This is a genomic window from Micromonospora sp. 067-2 (assembly GCF_046549295.1).
GTDB lineage: Bacteria > Actinomycetota > Actinomycetes > Mycobacteriales > Micromonosporaceae > Micromonospora.
Genome location: NZ_JAJPWB010000003.1, coordinates 210,795 through 231,194, shown reverse-complemented (window position 1 = coordinate 231,194; position 20,400 = coordinate 210,795). Strand labels below are relative to the sequence as shown.

The following is a 20,400-nucleotide window of genomic DNA, read 5'->3' as shown; positions in this document are numbered from 1 at the left end:
GATGCCGTCGGGGGGCTCACCCTCCCGGCGGCATCGCCCCGTGCCGGCCCTCGCCGCCGACGAAACGGGCCGCACCGGCCGCCGCGTCGACGGCCAGGGAGTCCATCCCGTACGCCAGCTCGGTCGCCAGAGCCTCCGGCTCCGGGCGACCCCCGCCGGCCAGGAGCGCCGCCCGGTCGTTGCGCAGGCAGGTCTGCGGATGCCGGGCGATCTCCGCCGCCAGTTCCTCGGCCGCGGCCCGCGCCCGGCCGGGCGGCACCAGCCGGTTGACCAACCCCATCGCGTACGCCTCATCCGCCGGCACCGCCCGGCCGGTGAGGATCAGGTCCATGGCCCGGCTCTCGCCGATCAACCGGGGCAGCCGGACCGTGCCACCGTCGATCAGCGGCACTCCCCATCGGCGGCAGAACACCCCGAGAGTCGCGTCGGAATCGGCGACCCGCAGGTCGCACCAGAGCGCCAACTCCAGCCCGCCGGCCACCGCGTAGCCGGAGATCGCAGCGATCACCGGCTTGCGCAACGTCATCCGGGTCGGACCCATCGGGCCGTCCCCCTCCGGCTCGACACGGTTGCCGCTCGGCGTGCCGATCGCCTTCAGGTCGGCGCCGGCGCAGAACGTGCCTCCGGCACCCCAGAGCACCGCCACCGCCGCCTCCGGGTCGGCGTCGAAGGCCCGGAAGGCGTCGGCCAGTGCTCGCGCGGTCGGCCCGTCGACCGCGTTCCGGGCCGCCGGCCGATCCAGCACCACCGTCGTCACCGGCCCGGCACGCTCCACCCGCACACCCATCGGCCCAGCATGCCCCCCGCGCTCCGCCGGGACAATCCTCGTCGATCTTGCACTCTTTGCTCCGGAAATGTCACCGCCGACCGGTTTGCGACCGGCTTCGCCGGGAAGTCGGCACGGGTGCGAGCACTGTTGACGAAAGTTGAGCAGGCATCCCGGCTGGACCCGGCAGGTGACCGCCTGCAGCGGGTCGTCCTCGGCACGCTGCGTCCGCGGCGGCTGCGGGACCTGCTGCACGGGGTGACGCTGGGGCATCCGCTGCATCCGGCGATGGTGCAGGTGCCGGTGGGCGCCTGGATGAGCGCCGCGGTGCTGGACCTGATGCCCGGGCAGCGCCGGCCCGCCACCGTGCTCGTCGGCCTGGGCACCGTCAGCGCGCTGCCGGCGGCGGTCGCCGGGCTGAACGACTGGGCGGCGCTCTCCCGGGACCAGCGCCGGGTCGGCCTCGTGCACGCCGCGGCGAACACCGTCGGCGTGGCGCTCTACGCCGGCTCGCTGGCCGCGCGGCTCTCCGGCCGGCACGGTGTCGGCCGTGCCCTTGGCTATCTCGGGCTCTCCGCCGTGAGCCTGGGCGCGTACATCGGTGGTCACCTCGCCTACAAGCAGGGAGCGCAGGTCAACCAGAGCATCTCCGAGCTGCACCTGATCAGCGAAGGCTGGCATTCGCTGACCGAGATGGCCGCGCTGCCACAACGCACGCTGGTCACCCGCGAGGTGGACGACGTATCGGTGATCCTCTACCGGCACGGTGACGAGGTCACCGTGATGCTGGAGCGCTGCCCGCACCAGAGCGGGCCGCTCGGCGAGGGCGAGGTGCAGGATATCGACGGTCACGCCTGCGTGGTCTGCCCGTGGCACGGCAGCGCGTTCCGGCTCAACGGCGGCGAGGTCGTGCAGGGGCCGTCCGGCAACGACCAGCAGATCCTGCCCACCCGGATCCAGAACGGCGTGCTGCAGACCCGCCTACCCTGACAGCGGCGCCGCGATCGACGCGACTGTGGCCTCCGCGTCGCACCGCGCCCCCGGTGTCGGTTCGCCGGGGGTGGTGATGTTCGGCGGTGCCGGGGGTGGTGATGGTTGGCGGTGCCGGGGGCGGTGATGCTTCTGACGATGATGCCTCAGAGGCATATTTATGCCCCTGAGGCATCATGCTCTCTCGACACATAGCCGCCGAATGCCCGCACAGCTCGATCACCGGCGTCGGTGGCGGCCTACCGGCGGTCCGTCCGGCACGGAATCCAGACCCCAACCCGTTGTGTCAGCGGGTTCGGGGCCGCCGCCGGTGGGTGCGGCGGCGCTGCCAGCGGGTGCGGGGCCGCTGCCGGTAGGCGGCATCCCGCCGTCACGAGGTGCCGTGCCGCCCTTCGGCGTCGTTGCCGTGCCGCCCTTCGGCGTCGCTGGAGCTTCGATGGCCGCGGTCGCCCGGCTGGCAGCCCATGCGGCACCCCTGCTCCGGGCCGGGCCGCCTCGCGGCGTGCGGGAGGACGCGGCGAACCGGGAAACCATCCCGGCGGCGGCCGGGCGGCGGCGTAGACCCAGTACCGCGCCGATCTGGGCGCCGACGATGCTCGCCACGGCCAGGACGGCGGAGACCGCCAACGGTCGGTTGACCCGGTCGGTGGTGCCGGCGCGTGCTGCGCCGACGGTCATCGCGGGTGGTTGGCCTACTGACTGCGTACCGCCGGGTGGTGCCGGGTCCACCCGCTCCGGTGCGGTCCGCTCAGGCGCGGGCCGCGGTGCCGGCGGCTTCGGCCTCGCGGGCCGGTCGACCAGCCGGCCGGTGGCATGCTGCCGGGCGCCCTGGTCGGCGGCTTTCGTGGGCAGTCGGAGTAGTTGGCCGGGGCGGATCCGGTCCGGGTCGTCGAGCCGGTTCAGTTCGGCGAGCTGACGGTAGTCGCCGAACTCGTCCAGGTAACGCTCGGCCACCTCGCCGAGGTAGTCGCCCCGCGCCACCCGGTACACCGGGGCGGCCTCGTCGTTGGACGCCGATCCGCCAGGTGCGGCGGGCCCCGTCCCGGCCAACCCGAGTGGCCCGCTGCGGGCCAGTGGAGCCGCCGCGTCGGGTGTCGCGCCCGCGCGGGGCGGCGCGGCCATGGTGATGGCAGTCGGTGCGCCCGGGCTCGCGTACACCGGAGCGGTGTAGACCGCGGCGGCGCTGGCGGCCGCCGGGCTGGCGGCGAGGATGAGAGCGACCGAGCCGACCAGCGCGGCGGCGGCCTTCTGCTGGCGGCTCATCCCGGGCAGCTTCGGCGACGGCCGGCGCAGACTCTGCGCACCCAGCTCGACCAGGACGGAGAAGGCGAACGTGGCCCACCCGAACCAGCCCGCCAGCGCCAGTGCCCGCAGAAAGAGTTGGCCGTCGTCCCGGCTGGTCAACGCGGTGCCCACCTCGGCGATGGTGGGCAGATGGTCAGGCAGGGGATTGCCAGCGAAGGCCAGTAGCGCGACCGGCGCGCCAACCAGCAGCGCGCAGAGCACGACCAGCGCACCGACACCGGTGAAGATGCGTCCGGTGCGCCGTACGAGGGACCGACCCGATGCGGGCATGGCTGCCTTCCTTCCTACGGTCCTGCGGTGATGGCTCGCGCGGTTGCCTCACCGGTGACGGTGACCCGTTCGGTGAAGCCGAACAGCCCGAGCATCGAGCGGTGGTAGGTGATCGTGACGCGTACCTGGATCAGCGTTTGCCCGGCGACCTCGGGGAAGCTCACGTCGTGCCCCGCCGTGCCGGCGGAGGCCAGGTAGTTGGCGACCGCGACGCGGGCCTGCGGTTGGTCGATCCGCTTGGGTCCGCCCTCGATCGCGGTGGCCCGGTCGATTGCCTGACCGCCGGCACGGGCCGCCTCGGCCGCCAGGTTCTCGGCGCGTTGCAGTGTGCGCAACTGCCCGGCGCCGTCGAAGGTGAGGCCCACGATGGCCAGTACGCCGATCATCGCCACCGCCAGGAAGATGCTGACCCGGCCGTCCTCCCCGGTGCCGGTCGCCCGCTCCGGCGCGGTGGCGGTCACCGCCGGCTCCGGTAGCGGTCCAGCGGGGAGGTGAAGACCGCACTGATCTCGTTCCCGGTCGGCATCCCGGGCACCACGTCGAGCGAGAGGTCCCGGAAGGACACCACACAGGTGATCCTCACGCTGACGGTGGCGTCCTGACCGACGGGGCTACGGAAGGCCGCGTCGAAGGAGCTGGGCTTGCCGGCAACCGAGCCGGAGAACGCCGGCTCCAGGGCATTGGCGCAGGCGAGGCCGCGCCAGTTCAGCTGCTGCACCGCGGCCTCCCGTGCTGCGATCCGGGCGGTCTTCGAGTCTCGGGAGATCGAGGCGGCGCGGGCCGCGTCGTGCGCGGCGGCTTCGAGGGCCTCCGCCGCCACCGCGCTGCGCCCGGCGACGCCGGCCAGCACCATGAGCGCTATGAAGGCGGGCGCGAGCACCGCCACCTCGATGGAGACCGAGCCCCGCTCGGCGCCGCCGCTCACGGTGCGGTCAGCCGTTCCACCGTCCCGTGGGCGGTCTGCCGCACCGGGAAGTCCACGCCGGGCACCACCGACAGGGACCGGCCCTGCACCGTGCACGTCACCTCGGTGTCTGCGGTGGTCACACAGCGCGGGCCGGTCTTGTCCCAGCCCACCAGCCAGCCGCCGGCGGCGTTCAGGAAGCGGGTGGCGCTGGCCGACCCGGCGCCGTCCCTGGCGTCGTACAACCGCTCGGCGTTGACCCCGCTCTGGGCGGCGTTCAACGCTGTGGAGCGAGCCAGGAAGACGGCCGCGACCTGGAGCGAGGCGAAGAGCAGCACCAGGATCAGCGGCATCACCACGGCAAGCTCCACCGGGTTGGCGCCCCGCTCCCGGTCGCCGGCCGCGAGGTGGCACCGGGCAGCGTCGGCCGCCCGGCACCACCTCGGGAACGCGGCTCGGCACACGCCCACTAACCCTTCGGGTTGGTGTGGTCCGGGATCGCCTTCATCCAGTTGTTGGCCTTGGCGAGGGCCAGGCCGGTGACGATCGTGGCGATGAAGACCAGACCGAAGATGATCACTGCGGTGGGCACCGGGCTGTCACCACGCTCGCCGTCGCGGCGTAGCTCGGCCAGGCGCGTCGTCATCACGACGTGCAGGTAGCTGAGGATGGACATGGCGTACTCCTTCTCGGGGTCGGATCAGACGCGGGATATGAACGGATAGACGACGAAGCCGAGCAGCACGAAGACGAGCAGTGCGCCCGGAATGTCGAGTCGGCTTGTCACGCCCTCGGCGCGGGCGAGGTTGTCGGTGCGGATCTGGTCGCGCAGTGAGTCGGCCCGGCTGCGCAGGGTCTCGTGGACCTGCGCTCCCTCACTGCCGGAGGAGCGCATGATCGCGCCGACGTCGCCCAGCTCCGGGATGCCGATCTTGTCGGCGAGGTCGCGCAGCTCGTCCCAGGGCGCGTGCATCTGCATCTGGGCGATCCGCAGCGACTCCTGGATCCGGTCGAACACCCAGCCGTCGCAGACCGCCGCGGCCCGCTCCAACGACTGGACCGGCCCGTGCGCGGCGGAGAGTTGCAACGCCACCAGGTCCAGGTAGGTGCAGACGGCCTGACGGAACTCGTCGCGGGCGGCGTCGGCCTTGGTCAGCACCGACCGGTGCGCCAGCAACCCGCCCATCAACGCGAGGCCGAGGCTGCCGAGCACCGGCACAGCCAGCGGGAACGAGATGCCGAGCACGAGCAGGGCCACGCCGAGCAGGGTCGGCGTGGCCAGCCCGATCAGCGCGGAGAGCAGCACCGACAGCGCGTACTGCTCGGGGGTCTGGCCGATCAGCGCGAGCTGCCGGTGCGGTGGCCGCAGCCAGCGGGACAACCCGGTCAGCCAGTCCAGCCGCCGGGAGGTGGGATCGGCGATCCGGCCGGTGCCCACCGGCTGGTGCAGCCGGCGCAGCGCCGGCCCGAGCGCCGGAGCCGCCGGTACCAGCTCGCGGACCACGAGAAACAGGCCCAGCCCGACCGCGGCGCCACCGCACACCGCGATGGCCAGGTGCAGGTTCAGGATCACGCGATCACCTCCTGCGGATCCGGTGCCGGCAGGAACCGGGCGGGTCGCTGCGGTTGGCTCATCGACCGCACCCAGGCCAGCAGGCCGACGAAGGCGGCACCCAGGGCGGCCATCACCAGCTGACCCGCCGCTGTGCCGTACGGCTTGATGTACTCGGTGTTGACCAGCCCGTACGCCAGGGTCGCCAGCGTCATTCCGGTCAGGAACCGGACCGCGAACCGGGGCTGCGTGCGCTTCGCCTCGATCTCCCGTCGGGTGGCCACCTCGGCGGCCGCCGCGCCGGCGATCGAGCCGAGCACGTCACCCAGCCGCTCGCCACGGTCGCTGAGGTGCAGGATCAGCGCCGCCACCACCTGGTCGCAGACCGGGTCGCCGATCTCGTCGGCGAACGCCAACAGAGCCGAACGGGCCAGCCAGCCGGCCTGCAGTCGGGCGGCGAGCAACCGAACCTCGTCCTCGATGCCGGGCGGCACGCTGCCGAGCGTTCCGATGATCGACTGTTGGAGGCCCTGCCCTGTTCCGGAGACATCCTTGAGTCGGCGGGTCCACTCGCCGACCGCCTCCACCCGGGCGATCGCCCGCTGCTCCGCCTTGCCCACACCGAACAACCACGGGGTGCCGGGCACCGCCACGGCCACCAGCAGACCCACCACGGGCAGCCCGGTCAACAGGAAGGCCAACGCGCCAGCGACCAGCGCGGCGATCAGCAGCGCCTGGTGGGCCCGCTGCTCCCCGGGGGTGGCGCCGGAGCCGCGCCACAGCCGGCTCAGCCCCGAGCCGGTGCCCGGGCCCGACACCGTCGGGGGACGGCGGGTGCCGACCAGCGCGACCACGGCCAGCAGCAGCCCGGCGACACAGGCCGCCCCGGAAACCACCGCGATCACCTCGAGGCTGCTCATCATCGGGTCACCGCCGGGCCAGTCGGGTCTGCCGAGGCCGGCGCCAGGCGCCGGTGCCGGCCTCGATCCACCTGGTCAACAGCCGGGCGTCGTAACCCACCCGCAGCAGCTGGTCGCGGACCCGTTCCGGTAGGTGCCGGGGGACCGCGCGCCCGTCCGGGCCGGGGCCGAAGACGGTGGTGGTGGTGATCCGGCCGGCCTCACCTGCGCCGATCACCTCCTCCACGTGCGAGACGAACCGGTGCTTGCGTCCGCCGATCGCGGTCTCGTCCTCGACGGTGACGTAGACGATGAGGTCGAGAGCGTTGCCGGCCATCCGGCGGGCCTGGTCGACGGTCATCTCGCGACCGTGCGCCAACGCCAACTCGACGATCCGTTCACCGACGCCTGCCGACGTACGGGCGTGGATGGTGCACATCGAACCCCGGCTGGTGGTCATCGCCTGCAACATCGGCACGATCTCCCGGGACCGCACCTCACCGACGATGATCCGCAGCACACCCATCCGCAGCGAGAGCGGGATCAGGTCGGCGATGGTCACCTCACCGGCCGGTCGGCCGTCGAAGCCGCGCTCACCGTGCCCCTCGCGGGCCTCGAAGCTCATCACCGCCCGGTGTCGCTCCCGACGGCGGGCCGGCAGCAGCTCCCGGCTCTCCTCCAGCAGCACGTACGGCTCGTCGGCCGGGATCTCGTTCATCAAGGCCCGGATGATCGTGGTCTTTCCGGCGCCCGCCAGCCCGGCGACCATGATGTTGAGCCCGGCGCGCATCGCGGCACGGAGGAAGTCGCGCAGCAGCGGATCGATCATCTCGTCCAGGTCGCCCCGGGCGCCGGCCACGTCGTCCAGGCTGACGTCCAGGGTGTTGTGCTTGCGGATCACCGCGTACGGGCGGTGGCTGACCAGGAACACCGCGGCCAGCCGGCTGCCGTCGGGCAGTTGCAGGTCGAGGGTGGGCTTCACGGTCGATAGCGACCGCTCGGTCGCGCCGGCCCGGCGGGCCGCCGCCTGGAGGATCTCCACCAGCTCGCTGTCGCTGTCGGCGATCGGCTCGGCCCAGTCCACCCCGCCGCCATGTCGGGTGATGCGCACCTGGTCGCAGCCGAGGATGTGCACCTCCTCGATGGTGTTGTCGACCAGCAGGGTCTGCAGCCGGCCGAGCCCGACCAGCTCGGCGGTCACCTGGTCGAGCAGCAGGCGTTCCTCGCCGGAGGCCATGGGCGTGCCGGCCCGGCGGACCGAGTCCGCGTACTCGGAGACCACCGCGACGGCCAACCGGGCCCGTTCGGTGTCCTCCTCGTCGACGGTGAACTCCCGGCCGCGCTGCCACTGGGTGAGCCGTTCGGTCAGCTCCCGGCGCAGCTCCCGGACCACCTGGAAGTCCATTCGGGGGCGGGGCGTCGGCTCCGGGGGCGCGCCGGCGGCGGGCGTCGGCGTCGGTGACGGCACCGCCACCGACTGGTGCCGACCGTTCGGCGTGGGCAGCGGTGGCGCGGTGGAGGTGGCGCCCGGCGGTTGCTGGCGCGGGTCGGCGGAGACCGGCTCAAACCGCATCCGGCACTCCCTGCCGCGCCGGCCACGCCAGCCGGGCCCGCCGTCGTTCCAGCAGCGCGCCGACCGGCACCTCCAGGGCGGCCGCCGCGCGCACCAGCGGCCGTCCGGCCCGCACCGTCCCGCCCAGGCCGAGCACCCCGGCGGTACGCGGATCGTGCGGCAGCCGCGCGATCACCGGCAGCTTCAGCGCGCGGCTGATCTCGGCCCTTCCGTGCCCTCCGCCGACCAGCAGCAGCCGCAGGGTGCCCGGGGGGACCCGGTGTTCGGCGAAGTCCCGCTCGATCGCGCTGACCACCGCCCGGGTGCCGGAGAGGTCCGGCAGGTGGGCCCGGGTCACCAGCAGCACCACCGAGGCGGCCCGCAGGAGAGGCCACGGGGGACCGCCGACGTGCAGCCGCCCGCAGTCGACCAGCACGTCGTAGCCGGGTGTGCCGCGGTCCAGGGCGTTGAAGTAGTCGGCGAAGCGTTGCCACAGCGGAGTGACGCTGCCGGCCTGGGTCGGGTCGACCAGCCCGGGCAGCAGCAGCCGTTCCCGGCGGGGCGCGTCCAGGTCGACCAGTTGGGACCAGAACGCGGTCTCCAGGTTGCCGTCGCGGAGCTCTCCCACCGCCAGCTCGCCGATGCCGCGCGGCCCGTCCAGTTGACCACCCAGGTAACCGGCAAGGATCGACCCGCCCGCCGGGTCGCACTCGGCGAGCACCAGCCGGCGGTGCCAGGCAAGTGCGCAGGCCAACGCCGAGGTGGTGACGCCAGGCGAGCCCTTCGCCGACACCAGCGCGATGATCGCCATGTTCAGGACGCCTCGGTCAGCACGACGGCGATCCGCTCCTGGGCGGCCAGTGCCACCACCGCAGGGACGTCCCGGACGGCGAGCGCCAGGTACAGCACCCTGTCGTCGTTCGCCGGGCTGTCCATGTCGATCACCGTGGCCGTGAACCGGGTGCCGGCGGTGGCGGCCCCTTCGGTGGCGTTGTCGTCCGGTGTGCTGACCAGGAGGACCTTGTCCCCGGGGTGCAACTCGCGCGCCGGCACCTGCGCGGTCTTCAGCCCGAGCGCGATCTGCTGCTGGCCAGGGCCGAGCAACGGGTCGTCGGTGACCTGCCCCAGGGTGAGCAGGGTGCCCGGGACGAGCGCCACCGCGGCTCGCTTGCCGATCACCTCGTCCAACCGTCCGGCGGGCACCGGGCGCAACCCCTGGCCGCCGGCGACCTGCACGGTGACCAGGTCGGCCTGGCTGATCTCTCCGCCCACCTGCACCGGCCGGGCCACCGCGAGGTAGCTGCCGGTGGCCCGGACCGAGGTGACCGCGAAGGCCGCGCCCAGCCCGCCCAGGGCGATCAGGAGTACGGCCAGACCGAGCAGCCCCGGGCGGACCCGCCGCTGACGGACCACCTTGGGTGGGCTGACCGGCGCGTCCACCGGAGTGGTCCCGTTGCGCGTCGCGATACTCACCGGGCCACCGCCCGGAGCAGCTCGTTCCTCGCGTTCATCGCGTCACCACCTGGAGTTCGTTGATCTGGATCGGCACGGTGCCGCTGGTCCGGGTCTGCAGGATCGGTTCGCCCTCGACGCCACCGTCGGTCCACCAGCGCACCTTCCAGTGCGTGGTGGCGCCAACCTGGTAGGTGCCGGCCTTCGGGTAGCCGCTGTCGTAGCCGCAGTCCGGGGAGGACTGACCGGCGCGACTGCCCTTCGGGTCGTACGGGGTGCCGGGACCGTCGCAGGGCACCTCCACGTCGTTGCCCATGTCCCAGACGATCTGGTCGACCTTCGCCTCGATGGAGACGGTCAGGCCACGGTCGGTCGCGGAGGCGCGCAGCGGGCCGAAGTAGTTGGCGCTCGGCGTCGCCCACATCCAGACCGGCAGACCGACCAGGCCGGGGCCGACGCTCTTGCGGGGCGCCACCCTGAGCCGCGCCGGAAGCAGCTTGATCGAGGCCAGGGCGCGACGCGCCAACTCCTGCGGGTCCGGCGGCGCGCCGTAGCCGGGTGGCGGCCCGTTCCGCAGCACCACGTCCTGCGCACCCAGGTCGCCGCCGTTGCAGGTCTGCAGATACCACTGCTGATCCTCGGGCGGCGCGACCGGCCCGTTTGTCACCTTGTAGTAGCAGCCGTCGCCGTTGTTGAACCAGCCCAACAAACTGTCGTAGCAGGGGATGGTCCGGCCGCCCCACTGGCAGACGCCGCCTCCACCGCCGCCGCCGGAGTTCCCGCCGCCGTTGTCCCCACCACCGCCGGGACCGCCCGGCGTGCCGGGCTCGTCGTCCCAGACGCTGCAGTCCGGCTGGTCGACGGGGCACTCCCCGCCGGGGTCGGCGCGCTTGGCGGCGAATGCCGGCAGCGTTCCGCCGACCATCAGCAGCAGCACGAGACCGATCCCGGTGAGTGCTCGGCGGGGCGTCCCGACCCGGGCGGTGCGGGCCGGGCCACCCCTTCCTCCCCAGGTCAGCACGGCTGGTCCTGGTGCCCCGCGCTGGACTTGATCAGCCACCGGCCGTCGGGATAGCGCGCGGCGGTGGCGGTGGCGAGGTGCCGGCCGCCGCCACTGCCCGGGACCACCCGTTGGTCCTTGGCGTAGACCAGCCGGTAGCCGGTCGCGTCCAGGCAGTCCTGGATGTCCACGGTGGCCGGGTTCGAGTCCAGGCTGACCGCTGTCACGGCCGGGTCGGACTTCAACGTCCCGGTACGCAACGCGCCGTGCTCCTTGGCCTCGCGAATGGACACCCGGACCCGAGTGAGCAGCGGATCGGCGAGGAACCGGGACAGTTCCGGCGCGTATGGATCACTGCGTCGGCTCGCCGTGCGCGAGGCCGTGAGATAACCGGAGTACGCGTCGAGCGCCGCTTTCTCGGCGGCCCGCCTTTCGACCTCCGGAGCCACGGCCTGCGCGTCGCCCCGGGTCGCGACCGGCCGTTCGGCGGCCTCCCGTCCGCTGCCGCAGCCGGTGCATGACACCGCCGCCACGACCGTCAGCAGGCAGATTGCCGCTCGTCTGAGCTGCCGTCCGCGCACCGTCGAGCCTCCTCGTGGTCGCACCGGCGCGGTGAGGTGCTCACCGCCGCCGGGCATGCGGAAGCGCGCCCGGATCAGCACATCCGGAGCTGTTCTTTGCGCTTCTGCATTCACCGATACGGATCTTTTACAAATGCCGGGTCCTGTGTCTTCCGGTTGTTGAGGTGAGGCTTGCGTCACACCCAAGGGGCGAGCATAGGCTGACGCTCGCCGATGCAACAGAGGCAATTCAACTGAACACTCTCCGTGATGACAGGTGGTGGTGGTGGGTGTCCGGCCTACGCTCCGAGCGATTGCCGACCGAGAGGTCGCCCAGGGGTGGGCGGCGCACGCCGTGGCGGTCAGGCCCTGGCCCCTCCGCGGGTCCCGGGAGTGGGACATCGCGGCGTCATCCCGGCATCCGGCCGGGGCCAGCGCCCGACCGGCGCGTCCTGTCGAACGGCGCACCGGCCCGGTCGGCTCCCGCCGAGGACGCCGTCCGGCGGCCGGTCACGCCTGTCGCTTTCCGCGCCATCCGTCACACCCAAGCGATCGTCCGGTCACGATGCGTGTTCGCCCGCCCGGGCCACGCCCCGCGCCCAGTGGCGTCGACATGGCGCTGACCGGGCCCTCGGCCGCCGCCTCGGGTCAGGAGAACCCGCCCGATCGGGGAGCCGCACCCCCACCGTCCGGCGGTACGACGACACCCGGTGAGCCGGCGCCGAACGTCCGCGCACCGGCTGTCGAAGCCGCACGCTCCCCGCTCTCGGCCGTGCCGGCGATCCTGGCGGTCAGTCCGCTGCTGCGGTTGGCCGCCCTGCGCCACGCCGTACCCCCGGGGACCGCCAGCCGGACCGGCTGCGACGCCTGCGGTACGACGGTCGTCCTGACCCGGCCCTGGCCGGCGCTCGGCCCGGCCGGCCGGTGCGGGGGCTGCCGGGCCCGGGTGGGCCCCCCGCCGGGCACGGTCGAGCTGGCCGTACTCGCCGCCGTGGTCCTGCTGGCGCTGGTCGACGCGCCGGTCGGTGCGCTGGCGGCGCTGGCCTGGTGGCTCGGCTGGACGATCCCGGCGGTCTTCGTCGACGTGGCCGTGCACCGGCTGCCGGACCGGCTCACCCTGCCGGCGGCGGCCGGGACCTGGCTGCTGCTCGGCGTCGCGACCCTCGGCGACGCTCAGACCGGGCCGTGGCTGCGTGCCGTCACCGCCGGTGCGGGCCTGGCCCTGCTCTTCGCGGCCAGCACGCTGCTGCTCGGCCGCCGTGGCTTCGGCCTCGGCGACGCCAAGTTGACGCTCGGCGTGGGCGCGCTGCTCGCCTGGTACGGATGGCCGGTCCTGATGTTCGGGATGCTGCTCTCGTTCGGGCTGTCCGCCATGGTCAGCCTGGGCCTCCTGGCCACCCGTCGAGCCGGCTGGGCAACCCATCTGCCCTTCGGCCCGTTCCTGCTGCTGGGCACCGTGGGCGCCCTCCTGGCAGCCACCTGACCCCCGCGCTGCCCGCGATCCTGTCAGGGGCGGGGTCGACCGGCCAGGTCGGGGACCGGGTGGCGGGCGCGGTTGGGCCGGCGGCGGAGCGCCCCGGTTGCCACGCGGGCCAGCAGCGGGGTGACCAGCGCGGCGACCAGGGCGCCGAACAGCACGCCCGCGGCCACGTCGTGCGGGTAGTGCACGCCCACGAAGACCCGGGAGAAGGCGGCCAGGGCGGCCAGCGGCAGCGCGACAAGTCCGAGTCGGCGGGACAGCAGCAGCGTCGTGACGGCCAGCGCACCCGCCAGGGTGGCGTGGTTGCTGGGGAACGACCAGTCTCCCGGGGGCGGGCAGGTACCCGCGATGATCGCCGAACCCATCGTCCGGCACGGGCGTTCCTCGTCCACCACCGTCTTGAGCCACTCGCTGCCCGCGTACGCCAGGAGGGTCGGCACCGGCGCGACCAGGGCGAGTGCCCGGTCGTGCGGGCCGCCGGCCCGGCGGCTCAGCGCGGCCAGCAGCAGCAGCGCGCCGAGCAGCAGGATGATCGCCTCGGTGGCGTGCCCGACGAACCACTGCACGGGCTGCGGGCTGCCGGCGGCGACGCCGACCACGTCGCGGTACCACTCGGCGCTGATCTCCGGAACGTCCATGCTGCCGGTGTCGGCCATGACATCACCTCACCAGATGTTCATACCCCGTTCATCTGGGAGACAGGGTGGGAACTGGCCAGGGGGCAGAGGAGGAGGTGTTCTTCGTTCAGCGATCACACAGTCGACTCTGCTTCTCTGGACAGGGACGTCGGCACCCACAGGAGGCTCTGTGCACACCAGTTCGACCACCGGCCCACCGCCGTCCGCTGACGGGTCGGTGGACGGGGAGACCTGGCGGATCCGGCGTACGGCGGCAGACCTCGATCGACTCGGCGAGACCGAGTCGATCTTCGCCTTGAGCAACGGGTGGATCGGCTGGCGCGGCGTCCTCGACGAGGGCGCGCCGTGCGGGATGCCGGGCAGCTACGTCAACGGGCTCCACGAGCGGCGTGAGTTGGGCTACCCCGAGGAGGGGTACGCCTTTCCGCAGGCCAGTGACACCGTCATCAGCGCCCCGAACGCCGCGCTGATCCGGCTCTGGGTCGACGACGAGCCGCTGGACATCCGGACCGGGACGCTGCGCAGCCACGAGCGACTACTCGATCTGCGCGCCGGTGTGCTGCGCCGGGAGACCGAGTGGACGTCGCCCGCGGGGCGGAGGGTTCGCATCCGCAGCACCCGGCTGGTGTCCCTGCCGCGCCGTCCGGTCGCCGCCGTCCGATACGAGGTCGAGCCGCTGGACGCCCCCGTCGAGCTGCGGGTCTGCTCGGACCTGCTGGCCAACGAGCCGGTGCCGGAGCGCTCGGACGACCCCCGGGCAGCGACGGTGCTTCCCCACCCCCTGACCGCCGAGGCGAACCGCGCGGCCGACCTCGACGGGGTGCTGGTGCACCGCACCGAGCGCAGCGGCCAACGCGTCGCCGTGGCGGTCAGCCATGTGGTGGACGCGCCGGCCACGGTGACCACCACCGGGGACTGCACCCCGGACCGCGTCCGGTTGACCATCACCGGTCGGCTGCATCCGGGCGAGCGGCTGCGGCTGACCAAGTTCGCCGCGTACGAGTGCGCGTCGGTCGACGGGACGCCCCCCGGCGAGTTGGCCGACCTGGTGGCCGCCGAGGCGGACGCGGCCCGCGCGGACGGCTTCGACGCGCTGCTCGCCGACCAGCGGGCCACCCTCGACGCGGCCTGGCAGGTTGCCGACGTCCTGCTCGACGGCGACCCCGAGCTCCAGCAGGCGGTCCGGTTCGCGATGTTCCACCTGATCCAGGCCGGCCGTCCGGATTCCGACCGGACCATTCCGGCCAAGGGGTTGACCGGCAACGGCTACGACGGGCACGTCCTCTGGGACACCGAGAGTTACGTGTTGCCGGTGCTCACCTACCTGGCCCCGGCAGTGGCCCGCTCGGCGCTGCGCTGGCGGCACGCCCACCTGCCGGAGGCCCGGGAGCGGGCCGCCGAGCTGCGGCTGACCGGCGTCACCTTCCCGTGGCGAACCATCGGCGGCCGGGAGTGCTCCGGCTACTGGCCGGCCGGCACCGCCGCGCTGCACGTCAACGCCGACATCGCCGACGCGGTGCTGCGCTACGTGGCGGCCACCGACGACAGGCGTTTCCTCGCCGAGCAGGGGCTGGAGCTGTTGGTGGAGACCGCCCGACTGTGGCACGGCTTCGGCCACTGGTCGGACGACGGCGCGTTCCACCTGCACGGGGTGACCGGCCCGGACGAGTACGCCGCGCTGGTCAACGACAACGTCTTCACGAATCTGATGGCCAGGCGCAATCTGCGGGGCGCGGCGGACACCGCCGAGCGTCATCCCGACCTGGCCGGCCGGCTCGGCGTGGACCCGGCCGAGGTGTCGGCCTGGCGCGCCGCAGCCGACGCGGTCTTTGTTCCGTACGACCGGGAGCGTGCGGTGCACCAGCAGGCCGCCGGGTTCACCCAGCAGCCGGAGTGGGACTTCGCGAACACCGACGAGGACCACTATCCGCTGCTGCTGCACTACCCCTACCTGGAGCTGTACCGCAAACAGGTGGTCAAGCAGGCCGACCTGGTGCTCGCCATGCTGCTCTGCCCCGGTGAGTTCACCGCCGACGAGAAGGCCCGCAACCTGGCCTACTACGAGGCCCGCACGGTCCGCGACTCGTCGCTGTCGGCCGCACCGCAGGCCGTGCTGGCCGCCGAGGTCGGGCACCTGGACCTGGCGTACGACCTGTTCGCCGAGTCGGTTCTGCAGGACCTGGCGGACCTGGGCGACAAATCCGCCGACGGGCTGCACCTGGCCTCGCTGGCCGGGGCATGGCTCGCGCTGGTGCAGGGCTTCGGTGGGCTGCGCGACGACCGGGGAGGGCTCTCCTTCGACCCCCGGCTGCCCCGGCGGATCGACCGGTTGGCGTTCAGCCTGCGCTGGCGTGACCATCGGCTGCGGGTCACGCTGACTCCCGCCGAGGCTCGCTACGAGCTGCCCGACGCCGCGCCCGAGGCCGTGGTCGAGCTGTGGCACCACGGCGAGCAGGTGCGGGTCACCGGTGCCGCGCCGGTCGTCCGGCCGATGCCGCCGCTGCCCGACCCCGGCCCGGAGCCGCACTCACCGCCCGGTCGCCGCCCGTCCCGCCGCTCGGCGGGCTGACCCGTCACCGGGCCGGCCGCCACGGTGCCGGGCCGGTCGGCGGCGGGGATGGTCAGGTCGGCCCGGGCCCGCCGGCCATCCGCTCGCGGACGGCCTCCAGCGCTTCGAAGGCGTACGCCCAGTTGTGGCACTTGAAGCTGCGTAGGCCGTCGATCGCGGTGTGGCAGTCGGCGCAGCGGACGCCGGGGATGGCGTCGGGCACCTCGGTGTTGACGTATCTGTGCTCGCCGAGGATGACGGTGGCGATCATGGTCTTGTCGTGCAGGCCGGAGAGCGCCGACGAGACGATGTCGTACCAGGTGACCCGCCGGCCGCACTTCGGGCAGTCCGGATCGTCGCCGCTGACCCAGAGCGGGGCGCCGATGCTGCGCGCCGGCATCCCGAGCAGCTTCTCCAGCCGCCGGACGTCCGACTCCGGCGTGGTCCACCGGTGCCGGCCGGGCAGCGACGCGGGTGAGTCGTACACGGCACGGAACAGATCGTGGTCGACCCGCACGGTCTCCCGCTGACTGGTCATCGGCATGGCTCCTCGATGAGTCGGTGCCCCCACCGTCGTCGGCGGTGACCAGGGGCGCAGCCGGATCAACGACAGGAGGGGCCAGCGGGTCGTCGCCCCGGGTGCTAGACATCGAGATCCGACCTCACCGTCGAAGGGACCCCCTCGTGACCGACCTGCCGGCACCCGACACGACCGACGTCACCGCCCGACCCAACGTCGCCCGGATGTACGACTACTTCCTGGGTGGGAGTCACAACTTCGCCGCCGACCGGGCCGCCGCCGAACGGGTGCTGGAGATCTTCCCGGAGACCGGGGTCGCCGCCCAGACCAACCGGCACTTCCTGCGCCGGGCCGTCCGGTACGCCGCCGAGCAGGGCGTCCGCCAGTTCCTCGACATCGGTGCCGGGCTGCCCACCCAGGGCACCGTGCACGAGGTGGTGCAGGCGGTGGCCCCCGACGCGCGGGTCGTCTACGTCGACTACGACGAGGTGGCCGTCGCGTACGCCCGGCAGTTGCTGGCCGGCGCGCCCGGGACCGCGGTCATTCAGGGCGACCTGCGCCGGCCGGACGAGCTGCTGGCCCACCCGGACGTGCGGGGCATGCTCGACCTGGACCGCCCGGTGGCGGTGCTGCTCCTCGCGGTGTTGCACTTCGTGTCGGACGAGGCCGACCCGTGGGCGGCGATCGCCCGGCTGCGTGACGCCTCCGCGCCCGGTAGTCACCTGGTGCTGTCCCACCTGACGCTGGACGGCATCGCGCCGGAGCTGGCCGAGCGGGGGCAGGCCGTCTACCGCGCCAGCAGCGCCCCGCTCGTGCCCCGCACGCACGCCGAGACGCTGCGCTTCTTCGACGGGTACGACCTGGTGGAGCCCGGCCTGGTGGCGACCACCCGGTGGCGGCCGGACGGCGACCCGGAGGCCGTGGAGTCGCACGGGTACGCGGGGGTCGGCGTCCGCCCCTGATCCCTTTCCCCTCCGGTCGCCGGCTGTCCAGCGTGGCGTGACGTGCCTCACAAGTCGGTACGGCGAACAGACTCCGGTCCGGGGGCATCGAACCCTACGACAACAAGACCGCGTCATCAGCCAGGAGTCAACGATGCGTGTAATGCCTGTGGTCGGAACCCTCACCTGCCTCCTGCTCGTAGGGGCGTGCACCTCACCCGCGCTTCAGAGTGGCGACGCTGCGCCGGCCGGGTCGCCGGGGCAGACGACCAGCGCGCCCACCACGGACACGTCGGCATCACCCGTGCCACCCACGCCGTCCGCGTCGTCCACACCGTCTGTCCGGCCATCGAGCAGCGCCACCACCACGCTCGTCCTCGGCCCGGCTGGCATCGGCTCGCTGAAGCTCGGCATGACCCGCCAGCAGGCCACCGCGACGGGGCTGCTGGGCGACTTCGGCCCGACCGCGTTCTGCACGAGGGGACACCTTCGCGCCGCCCCGAACGAAAAGGGTGTCGTCCTCCTCTCCAAGACTCTGGGCATCGCCACCATCGACGCGTACGGCAGTGTCACGACGCCCGAGGGAGCGCACATCGGCATGGCAACCGCCGAGATACGTCGGCTCTACCCCGCGTGGAAGCCGGTCGACGGGGACTCGGGCGCGACCGACGGTCGCGGCAACGTGAAGGTGCCCGGCAACAGCAAGGCCTCCTACCGCATCGTGACGAGAAAGGGCGTCGTCACCGAGCTGACCCTGCAGTTCACCAACCAGAACTGCTACGAGTAGACGGACCCGACCGGGCGGCCTGCGGTGCCAGCGAGCTGGACAACCGCAGGCCGGCCAGGATCTCGTCGGTCAGGTCGGCGTCGCCGACCTGCTTGATCTGCAGGTAGACGCCGAAGCCGCGCCGCGGTACGGCGAGCACCACCTCGCTGAACGAGACCGAGGCACCACATGTTGTCCACCGCCGCACCCGCGCCGCGCTACCGCCCACGTCCACGGTGCGGTCCGGTTGTCGGACGCAGGACGTGTGGCTGGGGAACGCGGGCTCCGGGCCGCCGGCAAGCAGGGCTCTGCTCGCACCGACGAACACACCGGGGATTCCACTCGCCGGATCCGGCCAGACCGCAAGGTCCGGGGCAACCACGAGACCCGGCGCGTCACCAGCGGGAAGTCGCAGCGCCGACGGGTCCCAGCCGGCGTCCTTCAACTGACCGGCCCAGCTCGGCGGCACCGCTACCGAAAGAGCACCAGACACATCGTGTACGCGTACCCAGCCCGACCGAGCCGGCAGCGCGGCGCTGGAACCCGTCGTCGCCAGAACCGCGGCCAGAGCAGTCCCGACGCCGACGACCCGCCCCAGCCCTCGCACGACCCGGCCACGGTTCGTTCCCCGTTCCATCGAGGCGATGACCCGGTGCAGCGCCTCGATCATGGCCTCGGCAGATGCCCAGCGTTGCCGCGGGTCCTGGTGCAGCGCGCGTCGCACCACATCGTCGACCATGGAGGGAACGCCGGGCCGTACCTGGGACGGCCGGGGCAACGACCGGCCACCCCTGCCCGCGCGGCTGGCCTGCTCCGGCGGCTGGCCGGTCAGCATGTGGTACATGGTCGCGCCGATCGCGTAGATGTCGGCGCGGATGTCCAGGCCGCCACCGGGTGTCGCCTGCTCGGGTGGCATGTAACCGGGTGTACCGGCGGCGATGGTGAAGCCGGACGCGTTCGCGAGGGCCTTGGCCAGGCCGAGGTCGGCGACGAGCACCCGATCCCGGTCCGCGGCCGGCTGAAACAGCACATTGGACGGCTTGAGGTCACGGTGCAGCACACCGGCCTCGTGCAGCACGGCGACGGCACCGGCGATGTCGACCGCGACGAGCAGTGCCTCACGTACCGGCATCGGCCCCGAGTCGAGCCGATCCGCGAGGGTGCCACCGGTCGCGTACGGCATCACCAGATACGGCCGCCCGTCCGGAAGCTCACCGACGTCGAGCACACGCACGAGCAGGCTGGAATCGGTGCGCCGCATGATCCGCGCCTCCTGCGCGAAGCGCTCCCGCAGGTCGGCGTGGTACGACCAGTTGTCTGCCAGCACCTTGATCGCGACGGACGCGTCCAGAGCATCGTCGGCACCGAGCCACACGGTGGCGAACGCTCCGGAACCGATACGACGCACAATGCGATATCGGCCGATCCTGTCGGGTACTGACACGCCCGTATTATGGCCGACACAACGCTGAGGAACGGGGCCTGAGCATGTTGAACGATCTTGAAATCGAGGAGATCGCCAGTCGCGCCGCCACGGGCGACGCCGCCGCTCTCGACGGACTGCTGATCAGGATCAGCCCGCAGGTCATGCGGCAGTGCCTGCGCTTCCTCCCGTGTCGGCAGGACGCCGAGGAGGCCTGCCAGGATGCCCTCCTGCAGGTCGCCCGCAACATCGGCGGCTTCGCAGGACGCTCGAAGTTCTCCACCTGGTTGTACGTCGTAACGGCCAACTGCGCCCGGCAGACGTACCGGAGCCTCAAGCGCCGGGCCGTCGAGCAGCCCACGCCGCTCCTCCCGCTCGATGCCGCAGACCCACGGAGTACGAGTGTGATCGCGGGTTCCCGGCTCGACCTGATGGACGCGCTGGAACGACTGGAGGCCCACCGGCCCGAGCTGGTCGCCCCGTTGGTGCTGCGCGACCTGTGCCAGTTGACCTATGACGAGATCGCCGACCACCTCGCCATTCCGCTCGGCACCCTGAAGTCACGCATCCACGAGGCGCGACGGCACGTACGCGCCTCGCTGCAGGCCGCCTGACGCCACCAACCGCCACCGTCAGGTCCCATCCATCCCGACACTGATCACATCCGTTCGGGAGTCCGGATGTCGAGCAGGTGAAGCCCCTGCCGGAGCACCCGCGCGGTCAGGTCGCAGAGCATCGGATGTAGCGCGATCGGGGGTGTCGGCAACGGCCGGCCCCCCTGGCGTCCTGAACACTGACGCCGGAGGGGCCGGCCGTTGCGCAGCGCGGTCGTCG

The 20,400-nt window shown here is 72.7% G+C and carries 22 protein-coding genes and 2 pseudogenes; 6 read left to right on the top strand and 18 right to left on the bottom strand.

Going from position 1 to position 20,400, the window contains the following annotated elements:
* Nucleotides 1–16: 16 nt before the first annotated feature.
* Nucleotides 17–787, bottom strand: coding sequence for a crotonase/enoyl-CoA hydratase family protein (locus ACLJN9_RS07780; protein WP_410810414.1), 771 nt, complete (start codon nucleotides 785–787; stop codon nucleotides 17–19).
* A gap of 117 nt (nucleotides 788–904) precedes the next feature.
* Between ACLJN9_RS07780 and ACLJN9_RS07775 the strand changes: the two genes are divergently transcribed.
* Nucleotides 905–1,756 (top strand): Rieske 2Fe-2S domain-containing protein, encoded by an 852-nt coding sequence (locus tag ACLJN9_RS07775; RefSeq protein WP_410810413.1) that lies wholly within the window; start codon nucleotides 905–907, stop codon nucleotides 1,754–1,756.
* Between the two features lie 537 nt (nucleotides 1,757–2,293).
* Here the strand turns inward: ACLJN9_RS07775 and ACLJN9_RS07770 are convergent.
* The 12 genes and pseudogenes from ACLJN9_RS07770 to ACLJN9_RS07715 form a co-directional block, all read right to left on the bottom strand.
* A pseudogene (locus ACLJN9_RS07770) lies at nucleotides 2,294–3,331 on the bottom strand (LysM peptidoglycan-binding domain-containing protein); the annotation flags it as partial.
* 14 nt (nucleotides 3,332–3,345) lie between these two features.
* A complete protein-coding gene (locus ACLJN9_RS07765) occupies nucleotides 3,346–3,792 on the bottom strand; it encodes a pilus assembly protein TadG-related protein (protein WP_410810412.1) in 447 nt (148 codons plus the stop codon).
* Nucleotides 3,789–4,256 carry a TadE/TadG family type IV pilus assembly protein gene (locus ACLJN9_RS07760; protein ID WP_410810411.1) on the bottom strand — a complete coding sequence of 156 codons (468 nt, stop codon included), beginning with the start codon at nucleotides 4,254–4,256 and terminating at the stop codon, nucleotides 3,789–3,791. The genes ACLJN9_RS07765 and ACLJN9_RS07760 overlap by 4 nt, the downstream gene beginning before the upstream one ends.
* Complete coding sequence (locus tag ACLJN9_RS07755; RefSeq protein WP_410810798.1) at nucleotides 4,253–4,606, bottom strand: TadE family protein; 354 nt, start codon at nucleotides 4,604–4,606, stop codon at nucleotides 4,253–4,255. The genes ACLJN9_RS07760 and ACLJN9_RS07755 overlap by 4 nt, the downstream gene beginning before the upstream one ends.
* A 98-nt stretch (nucleotides 4,607–4,704) precedes the next feature.
* Nucleotides 4,705–4,911, bottom strand: a complete 207-nt coding sequence (locus ACLJN9_RS07750) for a hypothetical protein (protein WP_410810410.1) — start codon at nucleotides 4,909–4,911, stop codon at nucleotides 4,705–4,707.
* Nucleotides 4,912–4,935: 24 nt separating this feature from the next.
* Nucleotides 4,936–5,808: a type II secretion system F family protein gene (locus ACLJN9_RS07745; RefSeq protein WP_410810409.1), complete on the bottom strand. Its 873-nt coding sequence runs from the start codon at nucleotides 5,806–5,808 to the stop codon at nucleotides 4,936–4,938.
* Nucleotides 5,805–6,707 carry a type II secretion system F family protein gene (locus ACLJN9_RS07740; protein ID WP_410810797.1) on the bottom strand — a complete coding sequence of 301 codons (903 nt, stop codon included), beginning with the start codon at nucleotides 6,705–6,707 and terminating at the stop codon, nucleotides 5,805–5,807. The genes ACLJN9_RS07745 and ACLJN9_RS07740 overlap by 4 nt, the downstream gene beginning before the upstream one ends.
* 7 nt (nucleotides 6,708–6,714) lie before the next feature.
* Nucleotides 6,715–8,259, bottom strand: coding sequence for an ATPase, T2SS/T4P/T4SS family (locus ACLJN9_RS07735; RefSeq protein WP_410810408.1), 1,545 nt, complete (start codon nucleotides 8,257–8,259; stop codon nucleotides 6,715–6,717).
* On the bottom strand, nucleotides 8,249–9,049 hold the full coding sequence (locus tag ACLJN9_RS07730; RefSeq protein WP_410810407.1) for a ParA family protein: 801 nt from the start codon (nucleotides 9,047–9,049) through the stop codon (nucleotides 8,249–8,251). The genes ACLJN9_RS07735 and ACLJN9_RS07730 overlap by 11 nt, the downstream gene beginning before the upstream one ends.
* Before the next feature lie 2 nt (nucleotides 9,050–9,051).
* Nucleotides 9,052–9,711, bottom strand: a complete 660-nt coding sequence (locus tag ACLJN9_RS07725; protein WP_410810406.1) for an SAF domain-containing protein — start codon at nucleotides 9,709–9,711, stop codon at nucleotides 9,052–9,054.
* 34 nt (nucleotides 9,712–9,745) lie between these two features.
* Nucleotides 9,746–10,615, bottom strand: coding sequence for a hypothetical protein (locus tag ACLJN9_RS07720; protein WP_410810796.1), 870 nt, complete (start codon nucleotides 10,613–10,615; stop codon nucleotides 9,746–9,748).
* Between the two features lie 89 nt (nucleotides 10,616–10,704).
* On the bottom strand, nucleotides 10,705–11,241 hold the full coding sequence (locus tag ACLJN9_RS07715) for a hypothetical protein (protein ID WP_410810795.1): 537 nt from the start codon (nucleotides 11,239–11,241) through the stop codon (nucleotides 10,705–10,707).
* 574 nt (nucleotides 11,242–11,815) lie between these two features.
* Here ACLJN9_RS07715 and ACLJN9_RS07710 point away from each other — a divergent pair.
* A complete protein-coding gene (locus tag ACLJN9_RS07710; RefSeq protein WP_410810405.1) occupies nucleotides 11,816–12,733 on the top strand; it encodes a prepilin peptidase in 918 nt (305 codons plus the stop codon).
* 23 nt (nucleotides 12,734–12,756) lie between these two features.
* Here the strand turns inward: ACLJN9_RS07710 and ACLJN9_RS07705 are convergent, their stop codons facing one another.
* Entirely contained in the window at nucleotides 12,757–13,386 is a 630-nt protein-coding gene (locus ACLJN9_RS07705; RefSeq protein ID WP_410810404.1) for a phosphatase PAP2 family protein, read from the bottom strand.
* 151 nt (nucleotides 13,387–13,537) lie between these two features.
* Here ACLJN9_RS07705 and ACLJN9_RS07700 point away from each other — a divergent pair, with 151 nt between their 5' ends.
* Nucleotides 13,538–15,937, top strand: coding sequence for a glycoside hydrolase family 65 protein (locus ACLJN9_RS07700; protein ID WP_410810403.1), 2,400 nt, complete (start codon nucleotides 13,538–13,540; stop codon nucleotides 15,935–15,937).
* A 52-nt stretch (nucleotides 15,938–15,989) separates the two neighbouring features.
* Here ACLJN9_RS07700 and ACLJN9_RS07695 read toward each other — a convergent pair whose 3' ends face one another.
* Nucleotides 15,990–16,454 (bottom strand): hypothetical protein, encoded by a 465-nt coding sequence (locus ACLJN9_RS07695; RefSeq protein WP_410810402.1) that lies wholly within the window; start codon nucleotides 16,452–16,454, stop codon nucleotides 15,990–15,992.
* 146 nt (nucleotides 16,455–16,600) lie between these two features.
* Here ACLJN9_RS07695 and ACLJN9_RS07690 point away from each other — a divergent pair, with 146 nt between their 5' ends.
* Nucleotides 16,601–17,398, top strand: coding sequence for an SAM-dependent methyltransferase (locus ACLJN9_RS07690; RefSeq protein ID WP_410810401.1), 798 nt, complete (start codon nucleotides 16,601–16,603; stop codon nucleotides 17,396–17,398).
* A 204-nt stretch (nucleotides 17,399–17,602) separates the two neighbouring features.
* Here the strand turns inward: ACLJN9_RS07690 and ACLJN9_RS07685 are convergent, their stop codons facing one another.
* Nucleotides 17,603–17,791, bottom strand: a complete 189-nt coding sequence (locus tag ACLJN9_RS07685; protein ID WP_410810400.1) for a hypothetical protein — start codon at nucleotides 17,789–17,791, stop codon at nucleotides 17,603–17,605.
* Here ACLJN9_RS07685 and ACLJN9_RS07680 point away from each other — a divergent pair.
* A complete protein-coding gene (locus ACLJN9_RS07680; RefSeq protein WP_410810399.1) occupies nucleotides 17,790–18,164 on the top strand; it encodes a hypothetical protein in 375 nt (124 codons plus the stop codon). The two genes, ACLJN9_RS07685 and ACLJN9_RS07680, sit on opposite strands and share 2 nt — an antisense overlap.
* Here the strand turns inward: ACLJN9_RS07680 and ACLJN9_RS07675 are convergent.
* Nucleotides 18,139–19,587 carry a serine/threonine-protein kinase gene (locus ACLJN9_RS07675; RefSeq protein WP_410810398.1) on the bottom strand — a complete coding sequence of 483 codons (1,449 nt, stop codon included), beginning with the start codon at nucleotides 19,585–19,587 and terminating at the stop codon, nucleotides 18,139–18,141. The genes ACLJN9_RS07680 and ACLJN9_RS07675 overlap by 26 nt on opposite strands.
* 44 nt (nucleotides 19,588–19,631) lie before the next feature.
* Here ACLJN9_RS07675 and ACLJN9_RS07670 point away from each other — a divergent pair, with 44 nt between their 5' ends.
* The gene (locus tag ACLJN9_RS07670) at nucleotides 19,632–20,180 is read left to right on the top strand and encodes an RNA polymerase sigma factor (RefSeq protein ID WP_410810397.1); all 549 of its coding nucleotides are present in this window, start codon (nucleotides 19,632–19,634) and stop codon (nucleotides 20,178–20,180) included.
* Between the two features lie 44 nt (nucleotides 20,181–20,224).
* On the opposite strand, the pseudogene ACLJN9_RS07665 reads toward ACLJN9_RS07670, so the two are convergent.
* Nucleotides 20,225–20,299, bottom strand: a pseudogene (locus ACLJN9_RS07665) (DALR anticodon-binding domain-containing protein); the annotation flags it as partial.
* Between the last annotated feature and the right edge of the window lie 101 nt (nucleotides 20,300–20,400).

Coding starts and splice junctions, on each gene's coding strand:
- ACLJN9_RS07695 (WP_410810402.1), bottom strand. CDS start 16,454: ATGACCAGTCAGCGGGAGACCGTGCGGGTCGACCACGATCTGTTCCGT.
- ACLJN9_RS07780 (WP_410810414.1), bottom strand. CDS start 787: ATGGGTGTGCGGGTGGAGCGTGCCGGGCCGGTGACGACGGTGGTGCTG.
- ACLJN9_RS07680 (WP_410810399.1), top strand. CDS start 17,790: ATGACCCGCCAGCAGGCCACCGCGACGGGGCTGCTGGGCGACTTCGGC.
- ACLJN9_RS07730 (WP_410810407.1), bottom strand. CDS start 9,049: ATGGCGATCATCGCGCTGGTGTCGGCGAAGGGCTCGCCTGGCGTCACC.
- ACLJN9_RS07720 (WP_410810796.1), bottom strand. CDS start 10,615: ATGGTCGGCGGAACGCTGCCGGCATTCGCCGCCAAGCGCGCCGACCCC.
- ACLJN9_RS07670 (WP_410810397.1), top strand. CDS start 19,632: ATGTTGAACGATCTTGAAATCGAGGAGATCGCCAGTCGCGCCGCCACG.
- ACLJN9_RS07685 (WP_410810400.1), bottom strand. CDS start 17,791: ATGCCGAGCTTCAGCGAGCCGATGCCAGCCGGGCCGAGGACGAGCGTG.
- ACLJN9_RS07710 (WP_410810405.1), top strand. CDS start 11,816: ATGCGTGTTCGCCCGCCCGGGCCACGCCCCGCGCCCAGTGGCGTCGAC.
- ACLJN9_RS07750 (WP_410810410.1), bottom strand. CDS start 4,911: ATGTCCATCCTCAGCTACCTGCACGTCGTGATGACGACGCGCCTGGCC.
- ACLJN9_RS07705 (WP_410810404.1), bottom strand. CDS start 13,386: ATGGCCGACACCGGCAGCATGGACGTTCCGGAGATCAGCGCCGAGTGG.
- ACLJN9_RS07735 (WP_410810408.1), bottom strand. CDS start 8,259: ATGCGGTTTGAGCCGGTCTCCGCCGACCCGCGCCAGCAACCGCCGGGC.
- ACLJN9_RS07740 (WP_410810797.1), bottom strand. CDS start 6,707: ATGAGCAGCCTCGAGGTGATCGCGGTGGTTTCCGGGGCGGCCTGTGTC.